The 22,228-nt window shown below is 32.4% G+C and carries 23 protein-coding genes and 1 other annotated feature; of the genes, 18 read left to right on the top strand and 5 right to left on the bottom strand.

All coding sequences use genetic code 11. The features are described 5' to 3' along the window. Positions 1 to 234 precede the first annotated feature (234 nt). The 5 genes from BM319_RS04610 (at position 235) to BM319_RS04590 (ending at position 3,645) form a co-directional block, all read left to right on the top strand. The gene (locus BM319_RS04610; RefSeq protein ID WP_091021419.1) at positions 235 to 1,074 is read left to right on the top strand and encodes an SPFH domain-containing protein; all 840 of its coding nucleotides are present in this window, start codon (positions 235 to 237) and stop codon (positions 1,072 to 1,074) included. A 104-nt stretch (positions 1,075 to 1,178) separates the two neighbouring features. Next, a complete protein-coding gene (locus BM319_RS04605) occupies positions 1,179 to 1,802 on the top strand; it encodes a hypothetical protein (protein WP_091021418.1) in 624 nt (207 codons plus the stop codon). A gap of 176 nt (positions 1,803 to 1,978) precedes the next feature. Then, positions 1,979 to 2,893, top strand: a complete 915-nt coding sequence (locus BM319_RS04600) for a DUF3885 domain-containing protein (protein ID WP_091021417.1) — start codon at positions 1,979 to 1,981, stop codon at positions 2,891 to 2,893. A 56-nt stretch (positions 2,894 to 2,949) separates the two neighbouring features. Then, positions 2,950 to 3,408 (top strand): hypothetical protein, encoded by a 459-nt coding sequence (locus BM319_RS04595; protein ID WP_091021416.1) that lies wholly within the window; start codon positions 2,950 to 2,952, stop codon positions 3,406 to 3,408. A 69-nt stretch (positions 3,409 to 3,477) separates the two neighbouring features. Continuing rightward, complete coding sequence (locus BM319_RS04590) at positions 3,478 to 3,645, top strand: DUF4272 domain-containing protein (protein WP_175495553.1); 168 nt, start codon at positions 3,478 to 3,480, stop codon at positions 3,643 to 3,645. A gap of 92 nt (positions 3,646 to 3,737) precedes the next feature. Here the strand turns inward: BM319_RS04590 and BM319_RS04585 are convergent, their stop codons facing one another. After that, positions 3,738 to 4,430, bottom strand: a complete 693-nt coding sequence (locus BM319_RS04585; RefSeq protein WP_091021414.1) for a DUF899 domain-containing protein — start codon at positions 4,428 to 4,430, stop codon at positions 3,738 to 3,740. A 351-nt stretch (positions 4,431 to 4,781) separates the two neighbouring features. Here BM319_RS04585 and BM319_RS04580 point away from each other — a divergent pair, with 351 nt between their 5' ends. Continuing rightward, the gene (locus BM319_RS04580) at positions 4,782 to 5,276 is read left to right on the top strand and encodes a GNAT family N-acetyltransferase (protein ID WP_069032477.1); all 495 of its coding nucleotides are present in this window, start codon (positions 4,782 to 4,784) and stop codon (positions 5,274 to 5,276) included. Positions 5,277 to 5,397: 121 nt separating this feature from the next. Here BM319_RS04580 and BM319_RS04575 read toward each other — a convergent pair whose 3' ends face one another. Further along, on the bottom strand, positions 5,398 to 6,582 hold the full coding sequence (locus tag BM319_RS04575; RefSeq protein ID WP_175495552.1) for an alanyl-tRNA editing protein: 1,185 nt from the start codon (positions 6,580 to 6,582) through the stop codon (positions 5,398 to 5,400). A gap of 172 nt (positions 6,583 to 6,754) precedes the next feature. Here BM319_RS04575 and BM319_RS04570 point away from each other — a divergent pair, with 172 nt between their 5' ends. The 4 genes from BM319_RS04570 (at position 6,755) to BM319_RS04555 (ending at position 10,001) form a co-directional block, all read left to right on the top strand. Further along, on the top strand, positions 6,755 to 7,015 hold the full coding sequence (locus BM319_RS04570; protein WP_069032479.1) for an autorepressor SdpR family transcription factor: 261 nt from the start codon (positions 6,755 to 6,757) through the stop codon (positions 7,013 to 7,015). Positions 7,016 to 7,028: 13 nt separating this feature from the next. Then, positions 7,029 to 7,667 (top strand): SdpI family protein, encoded by a 639-nt coding sequence (locus BM319_RS04565; RefSeq protein ID WP_091021412.1) that lies wholly within the window; start codon positions 7,029 to 7,031, stop codon positions 7,665 to 7,667. Positions 7,668 to 7,791: 124 nt separating this feature from the next. Continuing rightward, entirely contained in the window at positions 7,792 to 9,414 is a 1,623-nt protein-coding gene (locus tag BM319_RS04560; RefSeq protein WP_091021411.1) for an ABC-F family ATP-binding cassette domain-containing protein, read from the top strand. Between the two features lie 128 nt (positions 9,415 to 9,542). After that, positions 9,543 to 10,001 (top strand): YkvA family protein, encoded by a 459-nt coding sequence (locus BM319_RS04555; RefSeq protein ID WP_069032482.1) that lies wholly within the window; start codon positions 9,543 to 9,545, stop codon positions 9,999 to 10,001. Between the two features lie 68 nt (positions 10,002 to 10,069). On the opposite strand, the gene BM319_RS04550 is transcribed toward BM319_RS04555, so the two are convergent. Continuing rightward, on the bottom strand, positions 10,070 to 10,546 hold the full coding sequence (locus BM319_RS04550; RefSeq protein WP_069032483.1) for a nucleoside deaminase: 477 nt from the start codon (positions 10,544 to 10,546) through the stop codon (positions 10,070 to 10,072). Positions 10,547 to 10,928: 382 nt separating this feature from the next. On the opposite strand from BM319_RS04550, the gene BM319_RS04545 reads away from it, so the two are divergent. Continuing rightward, a complete protein-coding gene (locus BM319_RS04545; protein ID WP_091021410.1) occupies positions 10,929 to 12,101 on the top strand; it encodes an alpha-hydroxy-acid oxidizing protein in 1,173 nt (390 codons plus the stop codon). Between the two features lie 66 nt (positions 12,102 to 12,167). Here BM319_RS04545 and brnQ read toward each other — a convergent pair whose 3' ends face one another. After that, positions 12,168 to 13,502 (bottom strand): branched-chain amino acid transport system II carrier protein, encoded by a 1,335-nt coding sequence (brnQ, locus tag BM319_RS04540; RefSeq protein ID WP_069032485.1) that lies wholly within the window; start codon positions 13,500 to 13,502, stop codon positions 12,168 to 12,170. A gap of 213 nt (positions 13,503 to 13,715) precedes the next feature. Here brnQ and BM319_RS04535 point away from each other — a divergent pair, with 213 nt between their 5' ends. The 3 genes from BM319_RS04535 (at position 13,716) to BM319_RS24320 (ending at position 16,439) form a co-directional block, all read left to right on the top strand. Further along, positions 13,716 to 14,468, top strand: a complete 753-nt coding sequence (locus BM319_RS04535) for an ABC transporter ATP-binding protein (protein WP_091021409.1) — start codon at positions 13,716 to 13,718, stop codon at positions 14,466 to 14,468. A gap of 1 nt (position 14,469) precedes the next feature. Next, on the top strand, positions 14,470 to 15,996 hold the full coding sequence (locus tag BM319_RS04530; RefSeq protein WP_091021408.1) for an ABC transporter permease/substrate-binding protein: 1,527 nt from the start codon (positions 14,470 to 14,472) through the stop codon (positions 15,994 to 15,996). A 230-nt stretch (positions 15,997 to 16,226) separates the two neighbouring features. Beyond that, the gene (locus BM319_RS24320) at positions 16,227 to 16,439 is read left to right on the top strand and encodes a hypothetical protein (RefSeq protein ID WP_139226484.1); all 213 of its coding nucleotides are present in this window, start codon (positions 16,227 to 16,229) and stop codon (positions 16,437 to 16,439) included. A gap of 226 nt (positions 16,440 to 16,665) precedes the next feature. Here BM319_RS24320 and BM319_RS04525 read toward each other — a convergent pair whose 3' ends face one another. Then, a complete protein-coding gene (locus BM319_RS04525) occupies positions 16,666 to 16,854 on the bottom strand; it encodes a hypothetical protein (RefSeq protein ID WP_069032488.1) in 189 nt (62 codons plus the stop codon). A gap of 262 nt (positions 16,855 to 17,116) precedes the next feature. On the opposite strand from BM319_RS04525, the gene ilvE reads away from it, so the two are divergent. From ilvE to ilvN, 4 genes are all read left to right on the top strand, one after another. Continuing rightward, positions 17,117 to 18,007 carry a branched-chain-amino-acid transaminase gene (gene ilvE, locus BM319_RS04520; RefSeq protein WP_091021407.1) on the top strand — a complete coding sequence of 297 codons (891 nt, stop codon included), beginning with the start codon at positions 17,117 to 17,119 and terminating at the stop codon, positions 18,005 to 18,007. A gap of 6 nt (positions 18,008 to 18,013) precedes the next feature. Continuing rightward, a complete protein-coding gene (gene ilvD, locus BM319_RS04515) occupies positions 18,014 to 19,681 on the top strand; it encodes a dihydroxy-acid dehydratase (RefSeq protein WP_069032490.1) in 1,668 nt (555 codons plus the stop codon). Continuing rightward, positions 19,680 to 19,916, top strand: a binding site (T-box leader). (Overlaps the previous gene by 2 nt.) Before the next feature lie 99 nt (positions 19,917 to 20,015). Beyond that, on the top strand, positions 20,016 to 21,704 hold the full coding sequence (ilvB, locus tag BM319_RS04510) for an acetolactate synthase large subunit (protein ID WP_254664547.1): 1,689 nt from the start codon (positions 20,016 to 20,018) through the stop codon (positions 21,702 to 21,704). Beyond that, on the top strand, positions 21,704 to 22,219 hold the full coding sequence (ilvN, locus tag BM319_RS04505; protein ID WP_025671139.1) for an acetolactate synthase small subunit: 516 nt from the start codon (positions 21,704 to 21,706) through the stop codon (positions 22,217 to 22,219). Before ilvB ends, ilvN begins: the two co-directional genes overlap by 1 nt. The last annotated feature ends 9 nt before the right edge of the window (positions 22,220 to 22,228 follow it).

Raw genomic sequence — 22,228 nt, 5'->3', positions numbered from 1 at the left:
CCTATTTGGTTAGTAAAATCAATATGGTTTTCATTAGGAATAGGATTTATATTTCTGGGATTACTTTCAAATTTAGAATTTATTTCAAATTATTAAACTATTAAACTTGGTTGAATAATCAAGTTGGAAATATACATATCACCTTAAGGTGTTCCGATGAATTCTTTGTATTTTTCATTGATATTACTATTTTTATTGATTTAACATACTTAGTTGAATGAAGAGGGGAAAAATATGAAAAAAGAAGCATTTCGAATTAACGGTTACATCGCGTTGGCATTCATAATAGGATTATTAATACTTGGTGGATTTATTTCTTTAGCTAGTGGTCATGCATTTTTCATGATCGCTTCATTTCTATTCGTCTGTTTGATTTCGTCTGGATTTGTCATAAATCAACCTAACGTAGCAGTTGCTATGGTATTTATGGGGAAATATTTAGGGACAATCTATGAAGATGGCTTCTATTGCACAATTCCATTTACAAGTAAATCCAAAGTGAACTTAAAAGCTGTTAATTTCAATAGCGATGTATTGAAAGTAAATGACATCGACGGGAATCCCATCGAGATTGCTGCAGTTGTAGTATACAGTGTAGTTGATGTTGAAAGAGCATTGTTTGATGTTGCAGATTATCAAAAATTTGTCATGATTCAAAGTGAAACAGCAATTCGTCATATTGCAACGAAATATGCTTACGACACGACAAATAAAGAAGAATTTTCTTTAAGAGGGAATGCAGAAGAGATTGCAGAAGAATTACAAATTGAGTTACAGGAAAGACTTCAAAAAAGCGGAGTTAAAGTTCAAGAAGCTAGATTAAGCCATCTTGCTTACGCACCTGAGATAGCAAGTAGTATGTTACAAAGACAACAAGCAAAAGCAGTTGTTCAAGCTAAAAGAGAAATTGTAGAAGGTGCTGTTGGTATGGTAGAAGATGCTTTGAAAATGCTTGAAGAAAAAGGATTATTGACTGCAACAGACAGTCAAAAAGCCGATATGGTTACTAGTCTTCTTGTAACAATAATTTCCGAAAAAGGTGCACAACCTGTTTTAAGTACAATGAAAAAATAGAAACTAAACAAAATAGATTCTATTTTTATAATCAGATACTTTTGAACAAAACTCTATCTAACTTCTATAAATGAACCCCAAGATAAAAAAAGAGGGATAATTTTATGAATTATAATGATTTCAATAATGAAGAATTATGGTTTGGCGGATACTATGAACTGTCAATTGAATATAATCCCTATGGAGATAATAAAAAATTGAATAAAGCTCTTGTAGCATTGTATAAATGCGATAATTTCAATGGTATGTGGAAAGAAAGAAAAGATTTCCAAAATTATTATGAAACTATTTCGCTCCCTATAAATCTTGAAGAAGATGCAAGTGTAGATCAATTTTATGGAACAGTTACAGACTCAAAGAGCAATATTTATCCTTGTTTGATTAGTATTATAAGAATTGAAGGGGAGTCTGATTGGATCGATATAAGTATACCTCTAGTTATATTCGAAGAGATTTTTAATTGTAACTACCCACTAATAAAGGAATCTAATCTTTGGTTAAATGATATAGATAAGATGTTTACAACAATTACAGAATTAATATATAGTCATTCACCCTTTGACTTAGCAATGATTGGTGAAGAAGTTTCAGGACGTACAAATCAAAAAGAAATAACTTTAGTGGATATAAACAAAATTACTTGTATACTACCTAATCAACTTCAAAGTAAATTAGGGCTTTATAATCAAGGAGTTAAATTAACAAACGATCTTAGAAAATTTGACTAATTTCTCAGATATACATTCTCTTTTTAAAAACTAACATTGCTTTTGTACAAAAATAGGCTACTTTAGTAGTCTTTTTTATTTTACAAAATGTAAGTATATTAAAATTAGAAAATATAAAATAGAGCTATCATACATAAAATGAAATTACTAGATAGCTTAAATAAAAGGAGATCATAATGAGCCTATGGAGTCAATTAATAAAGGGATCTAGTTTTTGGATCCGTATTGAATTAGGTCTTATACAATTAGAAGGTAAGCAATACTTTGATGAAATGAATCGAAGAGCAATTACTATTCTAAATTCCATGATAGATAAGGATGATGAATTACTACTAATTCTTAATATTAATAGACTACGCAATTCCAAACGAATTGTTATCCCTAACATAAAGCGTTTGATGAGGTGTAAAAAGCAAATATATGGATTGAAATGCGAAACTTTACCATTTGAATTTGATGAAGAAGATGTAGCAATGGAAACAAAACAGAATAGTTTAAGAGTTAAAAAAGATGATATTCGCATAGCCTATCTTATCCAATTAATAGGTAATAAAGATTTCGCAAAAAAACCAATGATTAATGGTTCTTGTTATCTATTAAATTTGACAAAAGAGACGTTGTTTCATATGTATGACGATAGAGGATGCGATGTATATGGTATAGAAAAAAGTAGCTTAATACCTATTTATAAAAATTTCAAATCTTGGATTTTAGATTATAATAGGATCCAAATTGACCGAATGTTTGGAAATGGGTTGTTTAATATTTATGAAACACCTGATGAAAGTGAGAAAAGACTAAATCTAAACAGAAAAAAAATCAGGGAATCTGAAATAAATTTATTTGAAGATAATACTTGTTATATAACTCATAAATTAATGATTCCTATAAACCGTTCACAAGAGTGTATTGAGGAGATAAAACAAACAGGTTTTGAAGTTATGGTAGATACTACGGAGAATGAATTCATTAAAATTAATATCACGAAAAAGGAAGCTTTAGGATTAATAAATTACCAAACTGAACTTATGTCACTTTATTCGAAAAAATATCAGGGAATGTATAACAGTTGGTCAGCTAGTAGAGCTTAAATGAATACGTTCGTTACGTAGGGATTATAAATTATTCTTATATGGAGAATGGACTAATGGTGCAAAACATTAACAATAAAGTTTTAAATGAGATATTTTTTGTAGATGGTAGTCTTAGGGATATGTATGTGTTTAATGTAGGTTTAGATGAATGGCAGAAATTATATGAATTAATCCATCGTTCTCACTGGAATATTACTTTATATATAGATGGACAGATATCTGAATATGAAAATACAACTGTTTATATGTTATTTAAAGAAAAAGAGAATCACAGTATTATGATGACTATCAAAATTAATGGTATTTTGTTTAATTGCTATTTCTTTTCACTTACTGAAATTGAGTTTGATTTAGATCCAAAAGAAATTAAAAATGAGACTGATGTAAAGGTAGTTTTCGAATTTATGAAAAAAATATCAAGGGTACTTGGAAAAGAATGTGTTCTCACTTTAGAAAGCGATTCTGATAATCCTTTAGTAATAGTTCACTCGGATGGAGCGGTAAATTATTGATTCAAGGTTGGTTAACGCATGTGAAAATTGTGCAAATTCAGGAGTCGATAATGATCGACTCTTTTTATCTTGGATTTCACATATAGAAGTCTTTGGGCAGTTAGAGACGCTCAATTAAATGGATCACAAATCCCATCAAACTTTAATGAAGGTGTCATTTATGAAAGACATTATACATTTAATTGGCTTGTGAATTACATGGAAGAAGAATGGGATGCTGTTTCTACTGATACATAAAATTTAAATTCCTTATTCAACTAAAGCATTGAGTTAGTTCTATAACAGAAAGGACTGCAATTCATTTTTGCAGTCCTTTTAATATGAAAAAATTATACTTTTGGAACATATTGATCGCTATGACGAAGTCCACGATCGTCCTGCCTTCCTTTCGGGACCAAGTCGAGAAACTGGTATGTATTATTCATCATGTCAATGCCACGAGCGTAAGTGGAGTAAGTATGAAATATATTTCCTTCATCATCTTTATAAAAAACACTCACTCCTTCTCTGTCAGAACTCATTGGATCGTGCATAGTATAGTTATAATATGCTAATTTATTCTCTACTTCGTCTTCTAAAAAAGATGCTTGAAAATCATAATTAAAATCCGTGTGCCCTGATGAATACCATGGAAATGTCCAACCCATACGTTTTTTAAATTTCTCCAACTTTTCTAATGGTCCACGGGAAATACAAACAAAGCTGACATCTCGGTGATTTAAGTGTGGAATCATTCCGCTGTAGTGGTCAGCCCAAAAAGAACAATGTTTGCACCCTTGATCCCAAGTTGGACTGAACATGAAATGGTAGACAATCAACTGACTTTTTCCATTAAATAGGTCTGCTAATGATACCGTACCGTTCGGACCGTCAAATATATATGACTTGCTAACAACTTCCCACGGCAAATCTCGTCTCTGCTGTGTAAGTTCATCTCTTAACTTGGTGAAATCTTTTTCTTTCTGTAAAAGTTCTTTCCTCGATTCAAGCCATTCCTTTCTTGGCAGAACTTTGTGATCCATAACAACACCTCGTCATATCGTTTTCTCATATATTCTCTACATTATCGCATCTCGTATTCATTTGAGATACAGATTATGATTCAATCGACGAAGCAGAGGAGAGTGCTAAGTTAACCCGCAATGTGAAAAATGAGGATTGGAAAACAATTAAATCTTATAGAACTAAAGTATACGATAGTTAAACATCACAAGTTGCATAATTGCGGCTTTTTTAATTTGAACAATTTATCAATTTAGTTAAATATGAAAAAAGGACATCCCAATCTCTATATTGAATAAAGAGTTATAGTATAGAGAAGTGGTTAAATTAAAAATAGTAATGTCTTAATATCTAAAAGGCGGTGTAAAAACATGAACAACAGTCCTATTTTGAAAGAATACTCTAATGAATACCAAGCTGAAGTAGTAGATTTAATTCTTGCTATTCAGCAGCAAGAATACAATATTAAAATCACCAAAGATGACCAGCCTGATTTGTTTACAATTGAAGAATTTTACCAAAACGGAAACGGCAACTTTTGGGTGGCTCTTTATGGGGATAAAGTAGTTGGTACAATTAGTCTTTTAGACATAGGGAATCAAGAAGTTGCGTTAAGAAAGATGTTTGTAGACAAAGAATACAGAGGTGCAAAATATAAAACTGCAAGTCTTTTATTAAATAATGCTATTAAATGGGCGAAAGAAAAGTCAATAAAAGCAATTTATCTTGGAACAACTCCCCAATTTTTAGCAGCTCATAGATTTTATGAGAAAAATGGTTTTAAAAGTGTAGAAGTGACAGATTTACCTGAAAAATTTCCAGTAATGAAGGTTGATAAAATATTCTATAAGTATTCGGTTGAATAGATCGAAATAAATACATAACAAGAAAAGAACAACTGTGGACTTGAGCAGTCCGCCGTTGTTCTTTTTAGAATGATTGTCTAATTTAACAATCTTTTTTTTTTGAAAATAGTTTTTTAAAGAATTAACAATTTACCTGACTAAGAAGAATACTTTTTAGAATATTTTCAGCTTCGTGTAATTGGATTGAAGTTTCAAATGTGACTTGTGCTTGCCCGGCACCGCCGCCTCCTTTTCCATCAACTCGTTTTAGTAAATTTTTAATTAATTCTCCACAATGTATATCATTTTTTAGTTGATTAATAAGCAATAATTTTTGCTCTTTTACACTTGAAAAAACAAGTAATGAAGGTTTTTTTGATTGGATTGATTTTGCAAGTAACTGTAAGTCTTTTACTGATTCTTCTTCAAATGTTTTAATAATGATATCATTCGTTGCTTTTGATAGTAACTCATTTGAGATTGAGTTATAGATCGTTTCTTTCATTTTGTCGATTTCTTTTTGTGCTTCTTTTAATTCATTCATCGTCGTTTCGACTTTATCCTTAACTTGGTCAGTATGTGTATTAAATAATTGATTAATATTTGATAAAGTTTTACTAGTCTTTTGAACTTCTTCTAGTGCTCTATAGCCACATTTAAAATGAAGTCTAGTAGTTTGTCTTACTTTTTCAGTTTTAATTAATTTAATTAATCCGATTTCACCCGTTTGTTTTACATGAGTACCACAACATGCGGATAAATCTGTATGTAAAATCTCAACAATTCGTATGTTGTCTTCAACTTTTGGTAATTTGCGTAGTTGAAGTGCATTTAGTTCTTCTTTATTTACGAAATATGTAATAATTTCAATATTTGCAAGTATCTTTTCATATACAGCTCTTTCAATTTGATTTAATTGTTCAGCAGAAAGAGAAGGTGTATCTAAATCAATCGTAACTGTCTCTTTTCCTAAATGAAAACTTACAGTAGGTACATCAAATAGTTCAATAATTGTTGCTGAAAGTAAATGTTGGCCGCTATGATGCTGCATATGATCAATTCTTCGATCCCAATTTATTTCACATGTTGCTTCTATTGTATCCGGTCTTGCATTTAGGACATGGATGACTTCTTCATTTTCTTCTATTAAATCAACAATTTCAATTCCATTAATTGTACCGAAATCAGATGGCTGCCCACCACCTTCAGGATAAAATGCAGAATCCTCAAGTTTGATATGAAACAAAGAATCAACTTCTTTAATTTCTGTAATTTTAGTAAACCATTTTTTTAATGAAGGGTGTTCAAAATATAATTTATTTGCCATGATCATACCTCTAATCTTTTAATTTCCTAAATTTGTTGTTTAATTTAAATTATATAGAAGTGAAATAAAAACTTAAAATAATCTATTTTAATTTTAGCATAATTGACAATTTGACAAATAGATTTTAGTATTTAGTTAATTAACTAAATACTAAATCTTAGAGGTGTAAAATGTGAACGAATTATTTAAAGCATTATCGGATCCAACTCGAAGAAAAATTTTAGATTTATTAAAAGAGAAGGATTTAACTGCGGGAGAAATCTCTGAACAATTCGATATGTCAAAACCTAGTATTTCGCAGCATCTTAAAATATTAAAGTCAGCTCAGTTAATTCAAGATGAGAAGAAGGGGCAATTTATTATTTATTCTTTAAATATGACAGTTTTCCAAGAAATTATTAGTTGGGCATATAGTTTTAAAGAAAATAATTGAGAGGTGACCTATTTTGAAAAAGCACATCATTGCAATTTTACTATTTATTTGTTCACTAGTATTATGGATTATTAACTTTCATAATTTACCAAGTCAACTACCAGTTCACTGGGATTTTTCAGGTCAAATTAATAATTACGATTCAAAAATGCAAACATTTATCGAGCTCCATGCGATCATGCTTTTCGTTTATTTATTACCAATTGTAACTCCAAAGATCGATCCAAGAAAAGAAAATTATAAGTTATTCCAAAAAAGCTTGTACTTTATGGCAACAGGGATTTTATTTATTTTCTTTTTAATTAATATGAGTGTTTTATTCTACGGATTAGGTTATAACGTTCATATCGGCTCAATGAGTTTTCTCTTTATTGGCCTTTTGTTTATGTTTCTTGGAAATTATATGCCTCATGTTCGTTCGAATTATTTTATTGGCGTCCGTACACCATGGACATTAAGTAATGAAAATGTTTGGAAAAAAACACATCGTGTGAGCGGTAGATTATTTATGATCGTTGGTTTATGTTTCTTATTGCTTTATTTTATACCAGTGAGTAATAAAGGAATTATTGTCATTCCATTGATTATATTTTTAGTTGGGTTCACAACTATATACTCATATATTGCCTTTAAAAAGGAAATGAAAAACTAAATTAAGCTATTTTTTTACAAAATTTGGTGTTTGTTTATGAATTTCTTTTAGAAAAAATTTAATTTCCTTTTAAAATATGGTATTGTAAAGAGTAGAGCAAAAGAGTTGGAGGAATATAATTAAAATGATTACAGTTTCTAATGTTAGTTTGCGTTTTGCGGACAGAAAATTATTTGATGATGTTAATATAAAGTTTACACCAGGTAACTGTTACGGTTTAATTGGTGCTAATGGTGCGGGTAAATCTACTTTTATTAAAATTTTATCTGGTGAGATTGAGCCGTCAACAGGTGATGTTATTGTAACGCCAGGTGAGCGTCTTGCAGTATTAAAACAAAACCAGTTTGAATATGAAGAGTTTGAAGTTCTTCAAACAGTAATTATGGGTCATACTCGTCTTTATGAAGTAATGAAAGAAAAAGATGCAATCTACAGTAAAGAAGATTTCACTGAAGAAGATGGCATGAAAGCTGCAGAACTTGAAGGTGAATTTGCAGAGTTAAATGGTTGGGAAGCAGAATCAGAAGCTGCGATTTTATTAAAAGGTCTTGGCATTACAGAAGACTTACATTATAAAAAAATGGCTGAATTACAAGCTGGTGAGAAGGTAAAAATTTTACTTGCTCAAGCATTATTTGGTCAACCAGATATTCTTTTACTAGATGAGCCAACGAATAACTTAGATCTTAAAGCTGTTCAATGGTTAGAAAACTTCTTAATTAACTTTGAAAACACAGTTATCGTTGTATCACATGACCGTCACTTCTTAAATCAAGTATGTACGCATATGGCTGATTTAGATTTTGGTAAGATTCAACTTTATGTTGGTAACTATGATTTCTGGTATGAATCAAGTCAATTAGCTCAAAGATTAATGTCTGATGCTAATAAGAAAAAAGAAGAGAAAATTAAAGAACTACAAGGATTTATTGCTCGATTTAGCTCAAATGCTTCAAAAGCAAAACAAGCTACTTCACGTAAAAAACTTTTAGATAAAATTACACTTGATGATATTAGACCATCTTCTCGTCGTTATCCATTCGTTGGATTTACGCCAGAGAGAGAAGTTGGAAATGATTTATTAACTGTAGATGGAATTTCAAAAACAATCGATGGTGAAAAAGTATTAGATAACGTACGTTTTACTGTAAACAAAGGTGATAAAATTGCGTTTGTTGGTAAAAATGACGTTGCAATTTCAACTTTATTTAAAATTTTAATGGGTGAAATGGAGCCAGATACTGGTTCATTTAAATGGGGTGTAACAACTTCTCAAGCATTTTTCCCTAAAGATAACTCTGAGTTCTTTGAAAAAAGTGATATGAACTTAATCGAATGGTTACGTCAGTTCTCTCCACAAGATGAGTCTGAAAGCTTCCTACGTGGTTTCTTAGGACGTATGCTATTCTCAGGAGAGGAAGTAATGAAAAAAGCTTCTGTTCTTTCTGGGGGAGAAAAAGTTCGCTGTATGCTTTCAAAAATGATGTTAAGTGGAGCAAACGTATTAGTATTAGATGATCCTACTAACCACTTAGACTTAGAGTCAATTACGGCATTAAATAATGGTCTAATTGCTTTCAAGGGTACTGCATTATTTACATCTCATGACCATCAGTTCATTCAAACAATTGCAAACCGTATCATTGAAGTGACACCAAACGGTTTAGTTGACAAAGAATGTACTTATGATGAGTTCTTAGAGAACAAGGATTTACAAAAGCAAGTAGAAGAGTTATATAATAAGTAATTCCAACTACACAAGCCTTTCACATTAAAAGCAGAAAGGCGTGAAACCACTAATCAATTGATTAGTGGTTTTTCTTACTTTCATCTTGTTTTCATATTTGTTAAACTATAAAAAAGGGAGGAGAAATAATGTCTGAGTTAAATGAAAATAAGTTTTTTAAAAAGTATTTAAAGAAAGCTTCTTCCTATTTAGGAAATAAAGAAAAATCAACGAATTTATTGAAAAAAGCAGCTAAGCTGGCACCAGATAAAAAAGGTGCATTAGGTGAAGCATGGGAAAAAGTAAATTTATTTATAGATTTATTTAAATCATATATTAATGGCAGTTATAGAGATATCTCCACAAAATCAATTTTGACAGTGATCGGGGCATTAATTTATTTTGTCAGCCCAATTGACGCAATACCAGATTTTATCGTCGGCTTAGGCTTTTTAGATGATGCAACGATTTTAGCGTATACATTTAAACAAATAAACAAAGATATTGAAAAGTATAAAATTTGGAAAGAAAATAATAACGAAAAAGATGATTCATTAAATTTAGTGGAAATTGAAGAGTCAGAAAAAGATCATGAGCTAAAAGAATAAAATTTATAAATCAAAATTAAAATAAGGTTGCCCATTATTTATTAATGAGCAACCTTTTCTTATACAGATTAATAATGTACATGACTTTCATCTTTTGACCAAACAATGAAAGGGTTTTCAATATCTTTGACTTTAATCATAATTTGTTCACTTGGGATGGTTCGATCTTCATATGGCAATGAAAGTTCATTATAAATATGTGCATCATCAAATCCAATTTTTGCTGCATCATCTTTTGTGAAAAAATAATATATTTTTGAAATTCTAGACCAATAGACGGCACTTAGACACATTGGGCATGGTTCACAACTAGTATATAAGACAGCATCCTTTAATAAATATGTACCTAAATTTTGACATGCGTTTCGAATTGCTTGGACCTCTGCATGTGCAGTTGGATCATTTAAAGTTGTGACACCATTTACGCCTGCACCAATTACTTTTCCATCTTGGACAATAACTGCTCCAAATGGCCCACCATTCTTATTTAATAAGTTTTCGTAAGCAAGTCTTACACTTAATTTAATCCAATCAGAGTGATTCAAACTAACACCACCTTTATAGTAATAAGGGCGAAATGTATTTACATTTATCTAATCTCATAAATTAATATAAATAAGTAGTCAATCAAATTAGTTAAACGATTTAAAATTCTTTAAATCAGCCAATAAAATTTAAAAGGGTATCTTACTTATTTGTACACTCTATAACGATATTTAAGAACATATTTCGTTTTTTTTTTAACAATAATAAAAGATTAATATTATTCAAACAAAAATATTTACTATAAAATTAAATGCTTAACGAGATAGGGAATCTTATAAATATTCAAAATGTCGAATGATTTATTAAGAAATTTAAAGGAGTTAGCTGATAGGTATTAGAATATGTAAACGGTTACAACTTTTTTTGAAGGATGTGTTTCGAATGAGGAATTTCGGAAATTCTATTCAATTGCAAGTTTATAGTGCTGGGAAAAAAAGTGAGATTCCTGTTAGATTTGAAGATTTAGAAAAGCTAGCACATGATCAATTAGAGGAAGGGCCTTTTTATTATATAGCAGGGGGCGCTGGTAGTGAGCGCTCGATGAATGAAAATCGATTAGCTTTTGATAAGTGGAAAATTGTACCGCGAATGTTACGAAATGTGGCTGAGCGTGATATTAGTATAAATTTATTTGGCAAAACATATCATTCACCAATTTTATTTGCTCCAATCGGTGTGCAGTCAATTGCACATCCAGAAGGTGAACTTGAAGCTGCAAGAGCAGCAGCTGAATTGAATATTCCATACATTACTAGTACTGCATCAACTTACTCTTTAGAAAAGGTTTCAACTGTTTTAGGAAATTCTCCTAAATGGTATCAGTTATATTGTAGTAGTGATATGGAAATTGCAGCGAGTATGATTAAACGAGCTGAAGCAAATGGTTACGAAGCGATTGTTATTACACTTGATACCTCGATTATGGGCTGGAGAGAAAAAGATATTGAAAATGCATATTTGCCGTTTTTACAGGGGCAAGGAATTGGTAACTATTTAGAGGATCCCGTATTTCGCTCAAGATTGAATAAATTACCCGAAGAGGATCCACAGTCAGCAATTCTATTATGGACAAGACTCTTTGGCAATCCTGCATTAACATGGGAAGATTTAGCATTTTTGCGAAATCAAACTAAATTACCTATTTTATTAAAGGGAATTTTACATAAGGACGATGCGATGCTTGCACTTGAATATGGCATGGATGGTATTATCGTTTCGAATCATGGTGGAAGACAAGTTGATGGAACAATTAGTACTCTAGATGCATTAGAGAGTATTTGTAGTGAATTAAAAGGTAAATTACCAATTTTAATGGATAGTGGCATTAGAAGAGGATCAGATGTATATAAAGCTTTAGCAATCGGTGCTGATGCAGTATTAATTGGACGACCGTATATGTATGGCCTAACACTTGCTGGTAAAAATGGAGTAGTTCAAGTCATGAAAAATATGTTAGCTGATTTTGATTTAACGATGGCTTTATCCGGACAAAAAAGAATCAGTGAATTAAAGCCATCATTGCTAGTGAAAGAAAACCTTAGTAAGCATTTTTAAAAATTAAAAAGAGCAATCTCAATAAGTGCTTAGACTAATGAGTCGCTCTTTATATTTTAAAAAGAATTATGCTGCGTTTTTTACTTCGGTATATTCTTTGACGATAAACTTCTCCAAAATACACCCAATTACAAAACCGATTAAACCAGGTATTACCCAACCGAATCCGTTACTTTGCATTGGAACAATCGATAATAATTCATTTAGTCCGTTATGTAAAAATGATGAATTGATTATCTCGATTAAGCTATAAATTCCAACGAACAAAATTGTTAATAAATAAACAGGTCTACCTTTAAATGGTAATTGATCGTGTAAAAGCGCTAGAACAATTAGTGCAATTGCCATTGGATATAAAAGACCTAATATTGGAACGGATACTTTTAATATTTGTGTAAGTCCTAAATTTGCTACGAAACCACTTATAAAACATAATAAGATTGCCCATTGCTTATAAGATAATTTAGGGAAAATACTATTAAAATATTGAGAACATGATGTGATTAAACCAATACAAACACTTAAGCATGCAAGTGTAAAAATAAGTCCTAAAACAATTGTTCCACCATTGCCAAATAGTTGATTCATGACTGTCGTTAAAACGATTGCTCCATTGTCAATTTGTCCAGTAATCGTTGCTGAAGCACCTAAGTAGCCAATTATAAAATAAGTCATCGATAATAATAATGCACAAATTAAACCGAAAATAATTAAATACTTAATTTGTAACTTTTTATTTGTAACATTTAATCTTTGAAAAATATTGATAAAAACAATCCCGTAGATTAATGCGCAAATGCCATCCATTGTTTGATAGCCATCTAAAATTCCTTGTGAGACAGGGTTAGATTTGTATGTTAAGGATGCATCCTTAAAACTAGATAAGTCTGTAAACATTGCTTTAATAAAAACAATTAAAATTAAGATTAGTAAAGCTGGAGTTAAAATTTTACCGAATCTGTCAACCAATTTTGAAGGTGATTTAGCAAACCAATAAACGATACTAAAAAACACAATCGTATAAATTAAGAGTCCTATCGGAGAAATAGACAAACTTTCGGACAAAAATGGTTTAACACCCATTTCATATGCCAGACTACTAGCTCGAGGAATGGCAAGTCCAGGTCCGATCGACAAGTAGATTGCCATTGGGAAGAGAAGTGCAAATATGGGATGTACCCTTTTTACAAGCGTATCAAAATTACCGGATTTTGCTATTGCAATAAATGCTAAAATTGCAATGCCTGCATCCGAAATAATAAATCCAATAATTGCTTCCCATACATTCTCTCCGGCTGCTTGTCCTATGTATGCTGGGAAAATTAAATTACCAGCACCAAATAACATAGAAAATAACATAAATCCAATAAACAGTATTTCTTTTTTTGTTAAAGTATTCAAATAATTCACCTCAAAAACATAGTTGCTATTTAAAAATGATTTTCTCATTTTATCAAAGAATAACTCTATTTACTACAAAAACCTTTAAAATTCTTATAATTTTCATAAAGTAAGAAAAAAGTTTCTTTTGTCCTAATTTTCATCAGTTAAAGCATAAGAAAACTTGTCCTCTAAATATATATACTTATAGGCAATTTATAAGGGAGGACTAGAATGATTCAATTTCAAGATATCTCTTTTAGGTTTTCAAATGGTAAATGTGCAGTTCAGGATTTATCTTTTTCAATTGAGACAGGTGAATGTTTTGTTTTAATTGGCCCAAGTGGCTGTGGAAAAACAACAACAATTAAATTAATAAATAGATTAATTAAACCAACTGACGGAGAAATTTTTTATAATGATAAAAATATTAAAGAATATGATGAACATAAGCTGAGGAGAGAGTTTGGATATGTACTTCAACAAATTGCACTATTTCCGCATTTGAATGTTGAAGAAAATATTTCAATTGTACCAGAATTAAAAAAATGGAACAAAGCTCAAATAAAAGAGCGCACTCATGAATTATTAGAATTAGTAAAATTAAATCCTTTGGAATTTAGTAAAAGATCAGTTTCAGAATTATCTGGGGGTCAACAACAGCGGGTAGGTGTAGCGAGGGCTTTAGCAGGGGATCCAAATCTATTATTAATGGACGAACCGTTTAGTGCATTGGATCCGATTACTAGATTACAATTACAAAAGGACCTGAAGCAATTAAAAACTAAGATTAATAAAACGATCCTTTTTGTTACTCATGATTTAGACGAGGCATTTTATTTAGGAGACCGAATCGGGATCATGCACGATGGAGAACTAGTTCAAGTTGGTACGAAGGATGAAATTCTAAATAATCCAGTCAATCCTTTTGTTGAACAATTTATAGACAATTATCGTAGTAAAGTTGTTGTAAAGGAGGGAATATAAGATGATTCTCATTTCATTTACAACAACTCTTGCAAATAGAAAAGAGCAATTATTAACGGCTTTGTTAGAGCATATACAAATTTCAGTTTTTGCACTAATTATTGCAATAATAATAGCTGTCCCGATTGGAATTTACTTAACGAGGAAGAAAGTTCTCTCAGAATTTGTAATTGGAACGACAGCAGTTATTCAAACTATACCTTCATTGGCGCTGTTAGGGATTTTAATACCATTAGTTGGTATTGGAAAGATTCCAGCGGTAATTGCGCTAAGTGTTTATGCATTATTGCCGATCTTGCGAAATACATATACTGGAATTAAGGAGATTGATCCAATCCTATTAGAGGCAGCAACTGGGTTAGGAATGAATGGTAGACAAAGACTATTTAAGGTTGAATTACCATTAGCACTACCAGTTATGATGGCGGGAATCCGCACTGCGATGGTCATCATTGTTGGAACTGCAACAATCGCCGCTTTAATAGGAGCTGGTGGTTTAGGTAGTTTAATATTATTAGGCATCGACCGAAACGATATGAATTTAATCATTATAGGGGCAATACCATCAGCACTTTTAGCAATTATATTTGATTTTATTTTAAGATTAATAGAGAAGAGGAGTTTTAAGAGTTTTTCATTAAGAATAATTACTGCTTCTTTTATTTTATTAGCATTATTATTTTCTCCATTAACAATTAAATCTTGGAATAAAACGGACCTAGTCATCGCTGGAAAATTAGGTGCTGAGCCAGAAATAATAATGAATATGTATAAATTAATGATTGAGGATGAAACAAATCTAAACGTTGAAGTTAAGCCCAATTTTGGTAAAACAACATTTGTGTTTAATGCATTAAAAAAAGGTGATATTGATATTTATCCAGAATATACAGGTACGGTCATATCTACTTTTTTGAAACAAAAGGCTATTAGTAATGATGCAAATGCAGTATATGAACAAGCTGCTGAAGGTTTAGCAAAAAAGTATAATTTGAGCTATTTGGAACCTATGAAATTTAATGACACTTATGCATTAGCTGTTCCAGATCACATTTCCAAACAATTTGGAATCGAAACAATTTCAGATGCAACCAAAGTAGCAAATCAATTAAAAGCAGGTTTCACTTTAGAATTTTCAGATCGTGAAGACGGATATTTAGGATTACAAAAATTATATGGAATAAAGTTCCAAAATTTAAAAACGATGGAACCTAAATTGAGATATGACGCAATTCAATCGGGCGATCTCTCAATAATCGATGCTTATTCAACCGATAGTGAGCTCCAAAGTTATCACATGAAAGTGTTAGTCGATGATAAAAATTTATTCCCACCATATCAATGCGCACCACTTCTGAGGAAAGAAACACTTAAAAAATATCCAGAAGTCAAAAATATATTAAATAAATTAAAAAATAAAATAACGGATGATGAAATGCGAGAAATGAATTACAAAGTAAATGTTGGTGGAAAATCAGCCGAAAGTGTTGCTAGAGAGTTTTTGAAAGAAGAGGGTTTGCTAAAATAAACGTATTGGACTGTCTTATTGGTCAGGGAACTGATCAAAGCGGTCCTTTTTTTATTGTAATACACATGAACTTAAAGCGCTTATCTATCAAAATAAGATTTTTAAGCAGATTTGTAGCGACTTTTTATTCGATAAAGATAGAATTAGCGGGAAATTGCTAGTTTTCTTTTAAAGAGTATGAATTTATGAACAGTTTTTGGGGTGAAATACCTTAACTGGTATGGGTAATTTTGTATTTTAATTGCACTTTCTCAAGATTTAATTGCAGATTTGATAATTTTAATTGCGGTTTTAACAATTTAATTGCAGATTCACTAGATTTAATTGCAGATTCTCTAATTTTATTTGCAGTTCGCCATTTATTTGCAGTCGGCCGTTTATTTGCAGCTATTCAGCTCTTATTAGCTCAGATGGATCTGGATTCTTTACTTGCACTACCCTAAGATTTATTTGCAGCTATTCAGCTCTTATTAGCTCAGATGGATCTGGATCCTTTACTTGCACTACTCTAAGATTTATTCGCAGTCGGCCGCTTACTTGCAGCTATTCAGCCCTTATTAGCACAGAGGATTCCTATACTTGCACTACTTCAGACCAACAAAGAAAAAGAGGGTTGCCTAAATAATGGGCTACCCTCTTTTTGTTATCATACGATAAGAATTTCAATGTTTAATCATTATAGGCTCCAGTTAACACCTCACTTACAAAAGAATCGTTTTCCCATTCTTCATAAGAGAAATCTACTGAATACTCCTGATCGGATTTTTCGTCTTTAATCTGAATGTCAAAATGATTACTCATTACTTTCAACACTTCATTGATTTCGTTAACAGTCCCATTAATTTGTAAAGTAGCCATTTTTACTCGCCTCCGATTTTAATTTACAGAAAATTCTGTTTAAAGTAACCATATGATAATCCTTTTAAAAACATTTTTCAAGAGTAAAATTTTGTCGAAAAATTATTTTGAAAAAATGTAAAGGTTTTCATTGTTGATATACCAATATTTATACGACATTTGAATAAATTATGAATTTAAAATTTTCTAAAAACTTGTTGATTAATTTCGTAGATTGGAATAAAGTAAGTACAAATATTTTAACTCTTGAGGAGGATTAACCGTGACAGAGCAACAGATTTTTTTAAATGGTGAATTCGTTCAAAAACAAGATGCAAAAGTTTCTGTATATGATCATGGATATCTATATGGAGATGGAGTATTCGAAGGGATTCGCGTATATGATGGCAATGTATTTCGCTTAAAAGAACATCTCATTCGATTATATGAATCAGCAAAATCAATTTTATTAACAATTCCTTATTCATTAGAAGAGTTAACACAAATTGTTGTTGATACAGTAAATCGAAATAATTTACATAGTGGTTATATTCGACTCGTCGTCTCAAGAGGAGAAGGGAATCTTGGATTAGATCCAACTTCTTGTCCAAGAGCAAATGTAGTTGTCATTGCTGAACAACTAGCACTGTTTCCACAAGAACTATACGAAAATGGTATGGAAATTGTAACAGTAGCAACGAGAAGAAATCGAAGTGATGTATTAAATCCACAAATTAAATCTTTAAATTACTTAAATAACATATTAGTAAAAATTGAAGCGAAACTAGCTGGTGTTCAAGAAGCACTAATGCTAAACGATCAAGGCTTTGTAGCTGAAGGTTCAGGAGATAATGTCTTTTTAGTAAAAGGCAATAGGCTAATTACTCCACCGAGTTCAGCTGGTGCATTAGAAGGAATTACTCGAAATGCAATTATGGAATTAGGTGACACATTAGGTTACGAAGTTGAGGAAAAATTGTTCACTAGACATGATGTTTATATTGCCGATGAAGTTTTCTTAACTGGAACAGCGGCTGAAGTAATTGGCGTATCTAAGGTAGATGGACGAGTGATTGGTGATGGAAAACCAGGACCAAATACACAAAGATTATTAAAAGCATTTCGTCAATTAGTAGTAGAAGATGGAGAAAAAATTTACGTAAAACAAGGGTGATAAATTGTGCGAAGTGACATGATCAAAAAAGGAATCGACCGCGCGCCTCATCGTAGCTTATTACTAGCTGCAGGCGTAAAAGAGGAAGATTTTAATAAACCATTTATAGCGATTTGTAATTCATATATTGATATTGTTCCAGGTCATATTCATTTAAGGGAAATGGCAGATGTTGTAAAACAAGCGATTCGAGATGCTGGTGGCGTTCCATTTGAGTTTAATACGATTGGTGTCGATGATGGAATTGCAATGGGTCATATCGGAATGAGGTATTCTTTACCAAGTAGGGAAATCATTGCCGATGCAGCCGAAACTGTTATTAATGCACATTGGTTTGATGGCGTATTTTATATGCCAAACTGCGATAAAATCACACCAGGAATGCTAATGGCAGCTGTTCGTACAAATGTACCAGCAGTTTTTGTATCAGGTGGACCAATGGCAGGAGGATTATCTAAAGATGGAAAGGCTCTATCTCTTGCTTCAGTATTTGAAGGTGTAGGTGCTTTTAAATCAGGAAAAATGAGTGTAGAAGAATTACTCGATATTGAAAAGTCAGCATGTCCTACATGTGGATCATGTTCTGGAATGTTTACAGCAAATTCAATGAATTGCATTATGGAGATGCTTGGTGTAGCACTACCATATAACGGAACAATACTTGCAACTAGTAAAGACAGACATCAATTAATCCGTGATGCAGCTGTTCATCTAATGGATTGCATTGAAAACGATATAAAACCAAGAGATATTATTACAAAAGAGGCAATTGATGATGCATTTGCACTAGATATGGCAATGGGGGGATCGACAAATACTGTTTTACACTTAATGGCCATCGCAAATGAAGCAGGTGTTGATTACGACTTAAAGGATATAAATGAAGTAGCTAGAAGAGTACCTTATTTATCTAAAATTAGTCCAGCTTCGCACTATTCAATGCATGATGTTCATTTAGCAGGTGGTGTTCCAGCAATTATTAAAGAACTTACTACCATTCCTGGAGCAATCAATAGTGACCGCATTACAATTACTGGCAAAACGTTATTCGAGAATGTGCAAGAGGCTACAATCACCAATAGTGAAGTGATTCGTAAAAAAGAAAATCCTTATTCACAAACAGGCGGATTATCGATCTTACATGGGAATCTAGCCCCAGACGGTGCAGTTATTAAAGTTGGAGGTGTTGACCCTTCAATCCAAACCTTTATTGGTGAAGCAATTTGTTTTAATTCACACGATGAAGCAGTTGAAGCGATTGACAATGGTCTCGTTAAAGAGGGTCATGTCGTTGTCATTCGATATGAGGGTCCAAAAGGTGGACCTGGAATGCCTGAAATGCTTGCACCAACTTCATCAATTGTCGGAAGAGGTTTAGGAACAAAAGTTGCGTTAATTACAGATGGTCGTTTTTCAGGTGCTACAAGGGGTATTGCAATCGGGCATATTTCTCCAGAAGCGGCTGAAGGTGGACCAATTGGATGTATTGAAGATGGCGATGAAATCATAATCGATCTTTTATCAAGAAGTATCACATTATCAGTTTCAAACGAAACGTTAGAATCTCGTAAATCATCATATAAATTACATGAACCAAAAGTTAAAACGGGTTATTTAGCAAGATATGCAAAGTTAGTTACTTCTGCTAATACAGGTGGAATATTAAAAATATGAAAAAGCATTGAAAGAGAAAAGTAGTTATGAAAAGGATCTTCAGAGAGTCGGTGGCTGGTGTGAACCGATGACCTTGATTAATGAAACTCACTCTTGAGTGTCAGGCTGAATTAATTTGTAATGTAAGTCTGAACGTTGGTCACGTTATAGCCAGATTTTGGTTAGCCAAAATCCCAAAGTTAGGTTATTAACCTAAGAAGAAGGGTGGTACCGCGAAAAGTCTTTCGCCCCTTCAGCATCTGCTGAAGTGTGGAGTTATGGCTTTTTTTATTGCGAATAAATGGGTAAATTTTATCCGAAAATGGAGGGAAAAGTAGAAATGAGTCATCATTCGATGAGAACTCTGTCAAAAGAATTGTCAGGTGCAAATTTACTAATTGATGCTTTGAAAAATGAAAATGTTGAAATGATTTTTGGTTACCCTGGAGGGGCAGTATTACCATTATATGATGCACTTTATGATGCTGATATTCCTCACATTCTAGCAAGGCATGAACAAGGGGCCATCCACGCTGCAGAAGGATATGCACGAGTAACTGGCCGACCAGGAGTTGTCATCGCAACAAGTGGTCCAGGTGCTACAAACGTCGTTACTGGTTTAGCAGATGCAATGATGGACTCATTACCACTAGTTGTTTTTACTGGTCAGGTTGCTACAAATGTAATCGGAACGGATGCCTTTCAAGAAGCAGATGTTATCGGAATTACAATGCCAGTTACAAAGCATAACTACCAAGTGCGTAATGTTGAAGATGTTCCACAAATCGTAAAAGAAGCATTCCATATTGCTTCAACAGGCCGTCCAGGTCCAGTCGTCATCGATCTACCAAAAAATATGATGGTTGAAAAAGGAGTGAAAAAGGAAGAAGTAGAAGTTCAATTACCAGGTTATCAACCGACTTATGAACCAAATTATCTTCAAATTACAAAGTTAATAGGAGCAATTGAAAAAGCTAAAAAACCAGTCGTATTAGCTGGAGCAGGAATATTACATGCAAAAGCAGCAGATGAGTTTACTGAATTTATCAAAAAGTTCAATATCCCAGTTGTAAATACGCTTTTAGGTCTAGGTGGATTTCCAGCAAATGAGGAGTTATTCCTAGGAATGGGGGGCATGCACGGAACTTATACCGCAAATATGGCAATGTATGAAAGTGATTTACTAATTAACATCGGAGCAAGATTTGATGATAGGTTAACGGGTAATTTAGCACACTTTGCTAAAAATGCGGTTGTAGCACATATCGATATCGATCCTGCCGAAATAAACAAAGTTATTCCGACAAATATTCCAATCGTTGGATGTGCTAAGGAAGTTCTGAAAGTGCTATTAAAACAAAAAATAGATAAACAAAATCATAGTGAATGGTTAGAACTACTTAAAAGTCGTAAAGAAGCTTTTCCTTTACAGTATGAACAAAGTAGAGAAGTCATTAAACCACAAACTGTCTTAACTTTACTTCATTCGATTACAAATGGGAAAGCAACGATTTCCACAGATGTAGGTCAACATCAAATGTGGGCGGCTCAGTATTATCCTTTTAACGATCCACATAAATGGATTACTTCAGGTGGACTCGGAACGATGGGATTTGGTTTACCAGCTGCAATCGGAGCACAATTTGCAAAGCCTGATGAATTAGTTGTAGCGATTGTAGGTGATGCCGGTTTCCAAATGACATTGCAAGAATTGAGCATGATCAAGGAACATAATCTACAAGTTAAAATTTTAATATTAAATAACGCAGCTTTAGGAATGGTAAGACAGTGGCAATCAGCCTTTTATAATGACCGCTTCTCTAGTTCTCTATTAGACTGCCAGCCTAGTTTCACAAAACTTGCTGAAGCTTACGGTATTAAAGGGATGACAATCTCAGATCCAAATTTAGTTGAAAGTCAATTAAGAGAAGCAATTGAGTTTGATGGCCCAGTTTTAATTGATTGTCGAGTTCATCAAGCTGAAATCGTTACACCAATGGTACCACCTGGTAAAGGAATCCATGAAATGGAAGGGGTGAAATAATGAAACGAGTCATTACATCGACTGTATTAAATAACAGTGGCGTACTTAACCGAATTACAGGAGTGATCTCGAGAAGACGCTTTAATATCGAAAGTATTTCTGTAGGACATACAGAACAAGATCATATTTCAAGAATTACGTTTGTCGTTCATGTAGAGGATTTACAACAGGTTGAACAACTGATTAAACAGCTTCACAAGCAAATTGATGTGATAAAAGTAGCAGATATAACAGAAGAATCAGTTATTGCTAGAGAACTAGCCTTAATAAAGGTAAGTACAAATGCAGCTACAAGAAATGAAATATATAGTCTAATTGAACCATTTAGAGCCTCAGTTATTGATGTAAGCCGTGATCAGATTGTCGTTCAAGTAACTGGTACTTCTGATAAGGTAGAGGCTTTGATTGAGTTATTAAGACCTTTCGAACTAAAAGAAATAGCTCGAACAGGTGTAACCGCATTTACTAGATCCGCTAAACATAAGGAGCATGCTCAAAAGCTACTCTCTTATTAAATAAAAATA

The sequence above is a fragment of the Bacillus sp. UNCCL81 genome, assembly GCF_900112535.1.
Classification (GTDB): domain Bacteria; phylum Bacillota; class Bacilli; order Bacillales; family Bacillaceae_G; genus Gottfriedia; species Gottfriedia luciferensis_B.
This window is presented reverse-complemented; position numbering and strand designations above follow the sequence as displayed.

What these genes read in the sequence shown, in the direction of transcription:
- BM319_RS04610 (WP_091021419.1), top strand. Translation starts at nt 235, where the DNA reads ATGAAAAAAGAAGCATTTCGAATTAACGGTTACATCGCGTTGGCATTC.
- BM319_RS04605 (WP_091021418.1), top strand. Translation starts at nt 1,179, where the DNA reads ATGAATTATAATGATTTCAATAATGAAGAATTATGGTTTGGCGGATAC.
- BM319_RS04600 (WP_091021417.1), top strand. Translation starts at nt 1,979, where the DNA reads ATGAGCCTATGGAGTCAATTAATAAAGGGATCTAGTTTTTGGATCCGT.
- BM319_RS04595 (WP_091021416.1), top strand. Translation starts at nt 2,950, where the DNA reads ATGGTGCAAAACATTAACAATAAAGTTTTAAATGAGATATTTTTTGTA.
- BM319_RS04585 (WP_091021414.1), bottom strand. Translation starts at nt 4,430, where the DNA reads ATGGATCACAAAGTTCTGCCAAGAAAGGAATGGCTTGAATCGAGGAAA.
- BM319_RS04580 (WP_069032477.1), top strand. Translation starts at nt 4,782, where the DNA reads ATGAACAACAGTCCTATTTTGAAAGAATACTCTAATGAATACCAAGCT.
- BM319_RS04575 (WP_175495552.1), bottom strand. Translation starts at nt 6,582, where the DNA reads ATGGCAAATAAATTATATTTTGAACACCCTTCATTAAAAAAATGGTTT.
- BM319_RS04560 (WP_091021411.1), top strand. Translation starts at nt 7,792, where the DNA reads ATGATTACAGTTTCTAATGTTAGTTTGCGTTTTGCGGACAGAAAATTA.
- BM319_RS04555 (WP_069032482.1), top strand. Translation starts at nt 9,543, where the DNA reads ATGTCTGAGTTAAATGAAAATAAGTTTTTTAAAAAGTATTTAAAGAAA.
- BM319_RS04545 (WP_091021410.1), top strand. Translation starts at nt 10,929, where the DNA reads ATGAGGAATTTCGGAAATTCTATTCAATTGCAAGTTTATAGTGCTGGG.
- BM319_RS04535 (WP_091021409.1), top strand. Translation starts at nt 13,716, where the DNA reads ATGATTCAATTTCAAGATATCTCTTTTAGGTTTTCAAATGGTAAATGT.
- BM319_RS04530 (WP_091021408.1), top strand. Translation starts at nt 14,470, where the DNA reads ATGATTCTCATTTCATTTACAACAACTCTTGCAAATAGAAAAGAGCAA.
- BM319_RS04525 (WP_069032488.1), bottom strand. Translation starts at nt 16,854, where the DNA reads ATGGCTACTTTACAAATTAATGGGACTGTTAACGAAATCAATGAAGTG.
- ilvB (WP_254664547.1), top strand. Translation starts at nt 20,016, where the DNA reads ATGAGAACTCTGTCAAAAGAATTGTCAGGTGCAAATTTACTAATTGAT.
- ilvN (WP_025671139.1), top strand. Translation starts at nt 21,704, where the DNA reads ATGAAACGAGTCATTACATCGACTGTATTAAATAACAGTGGCGTACTT.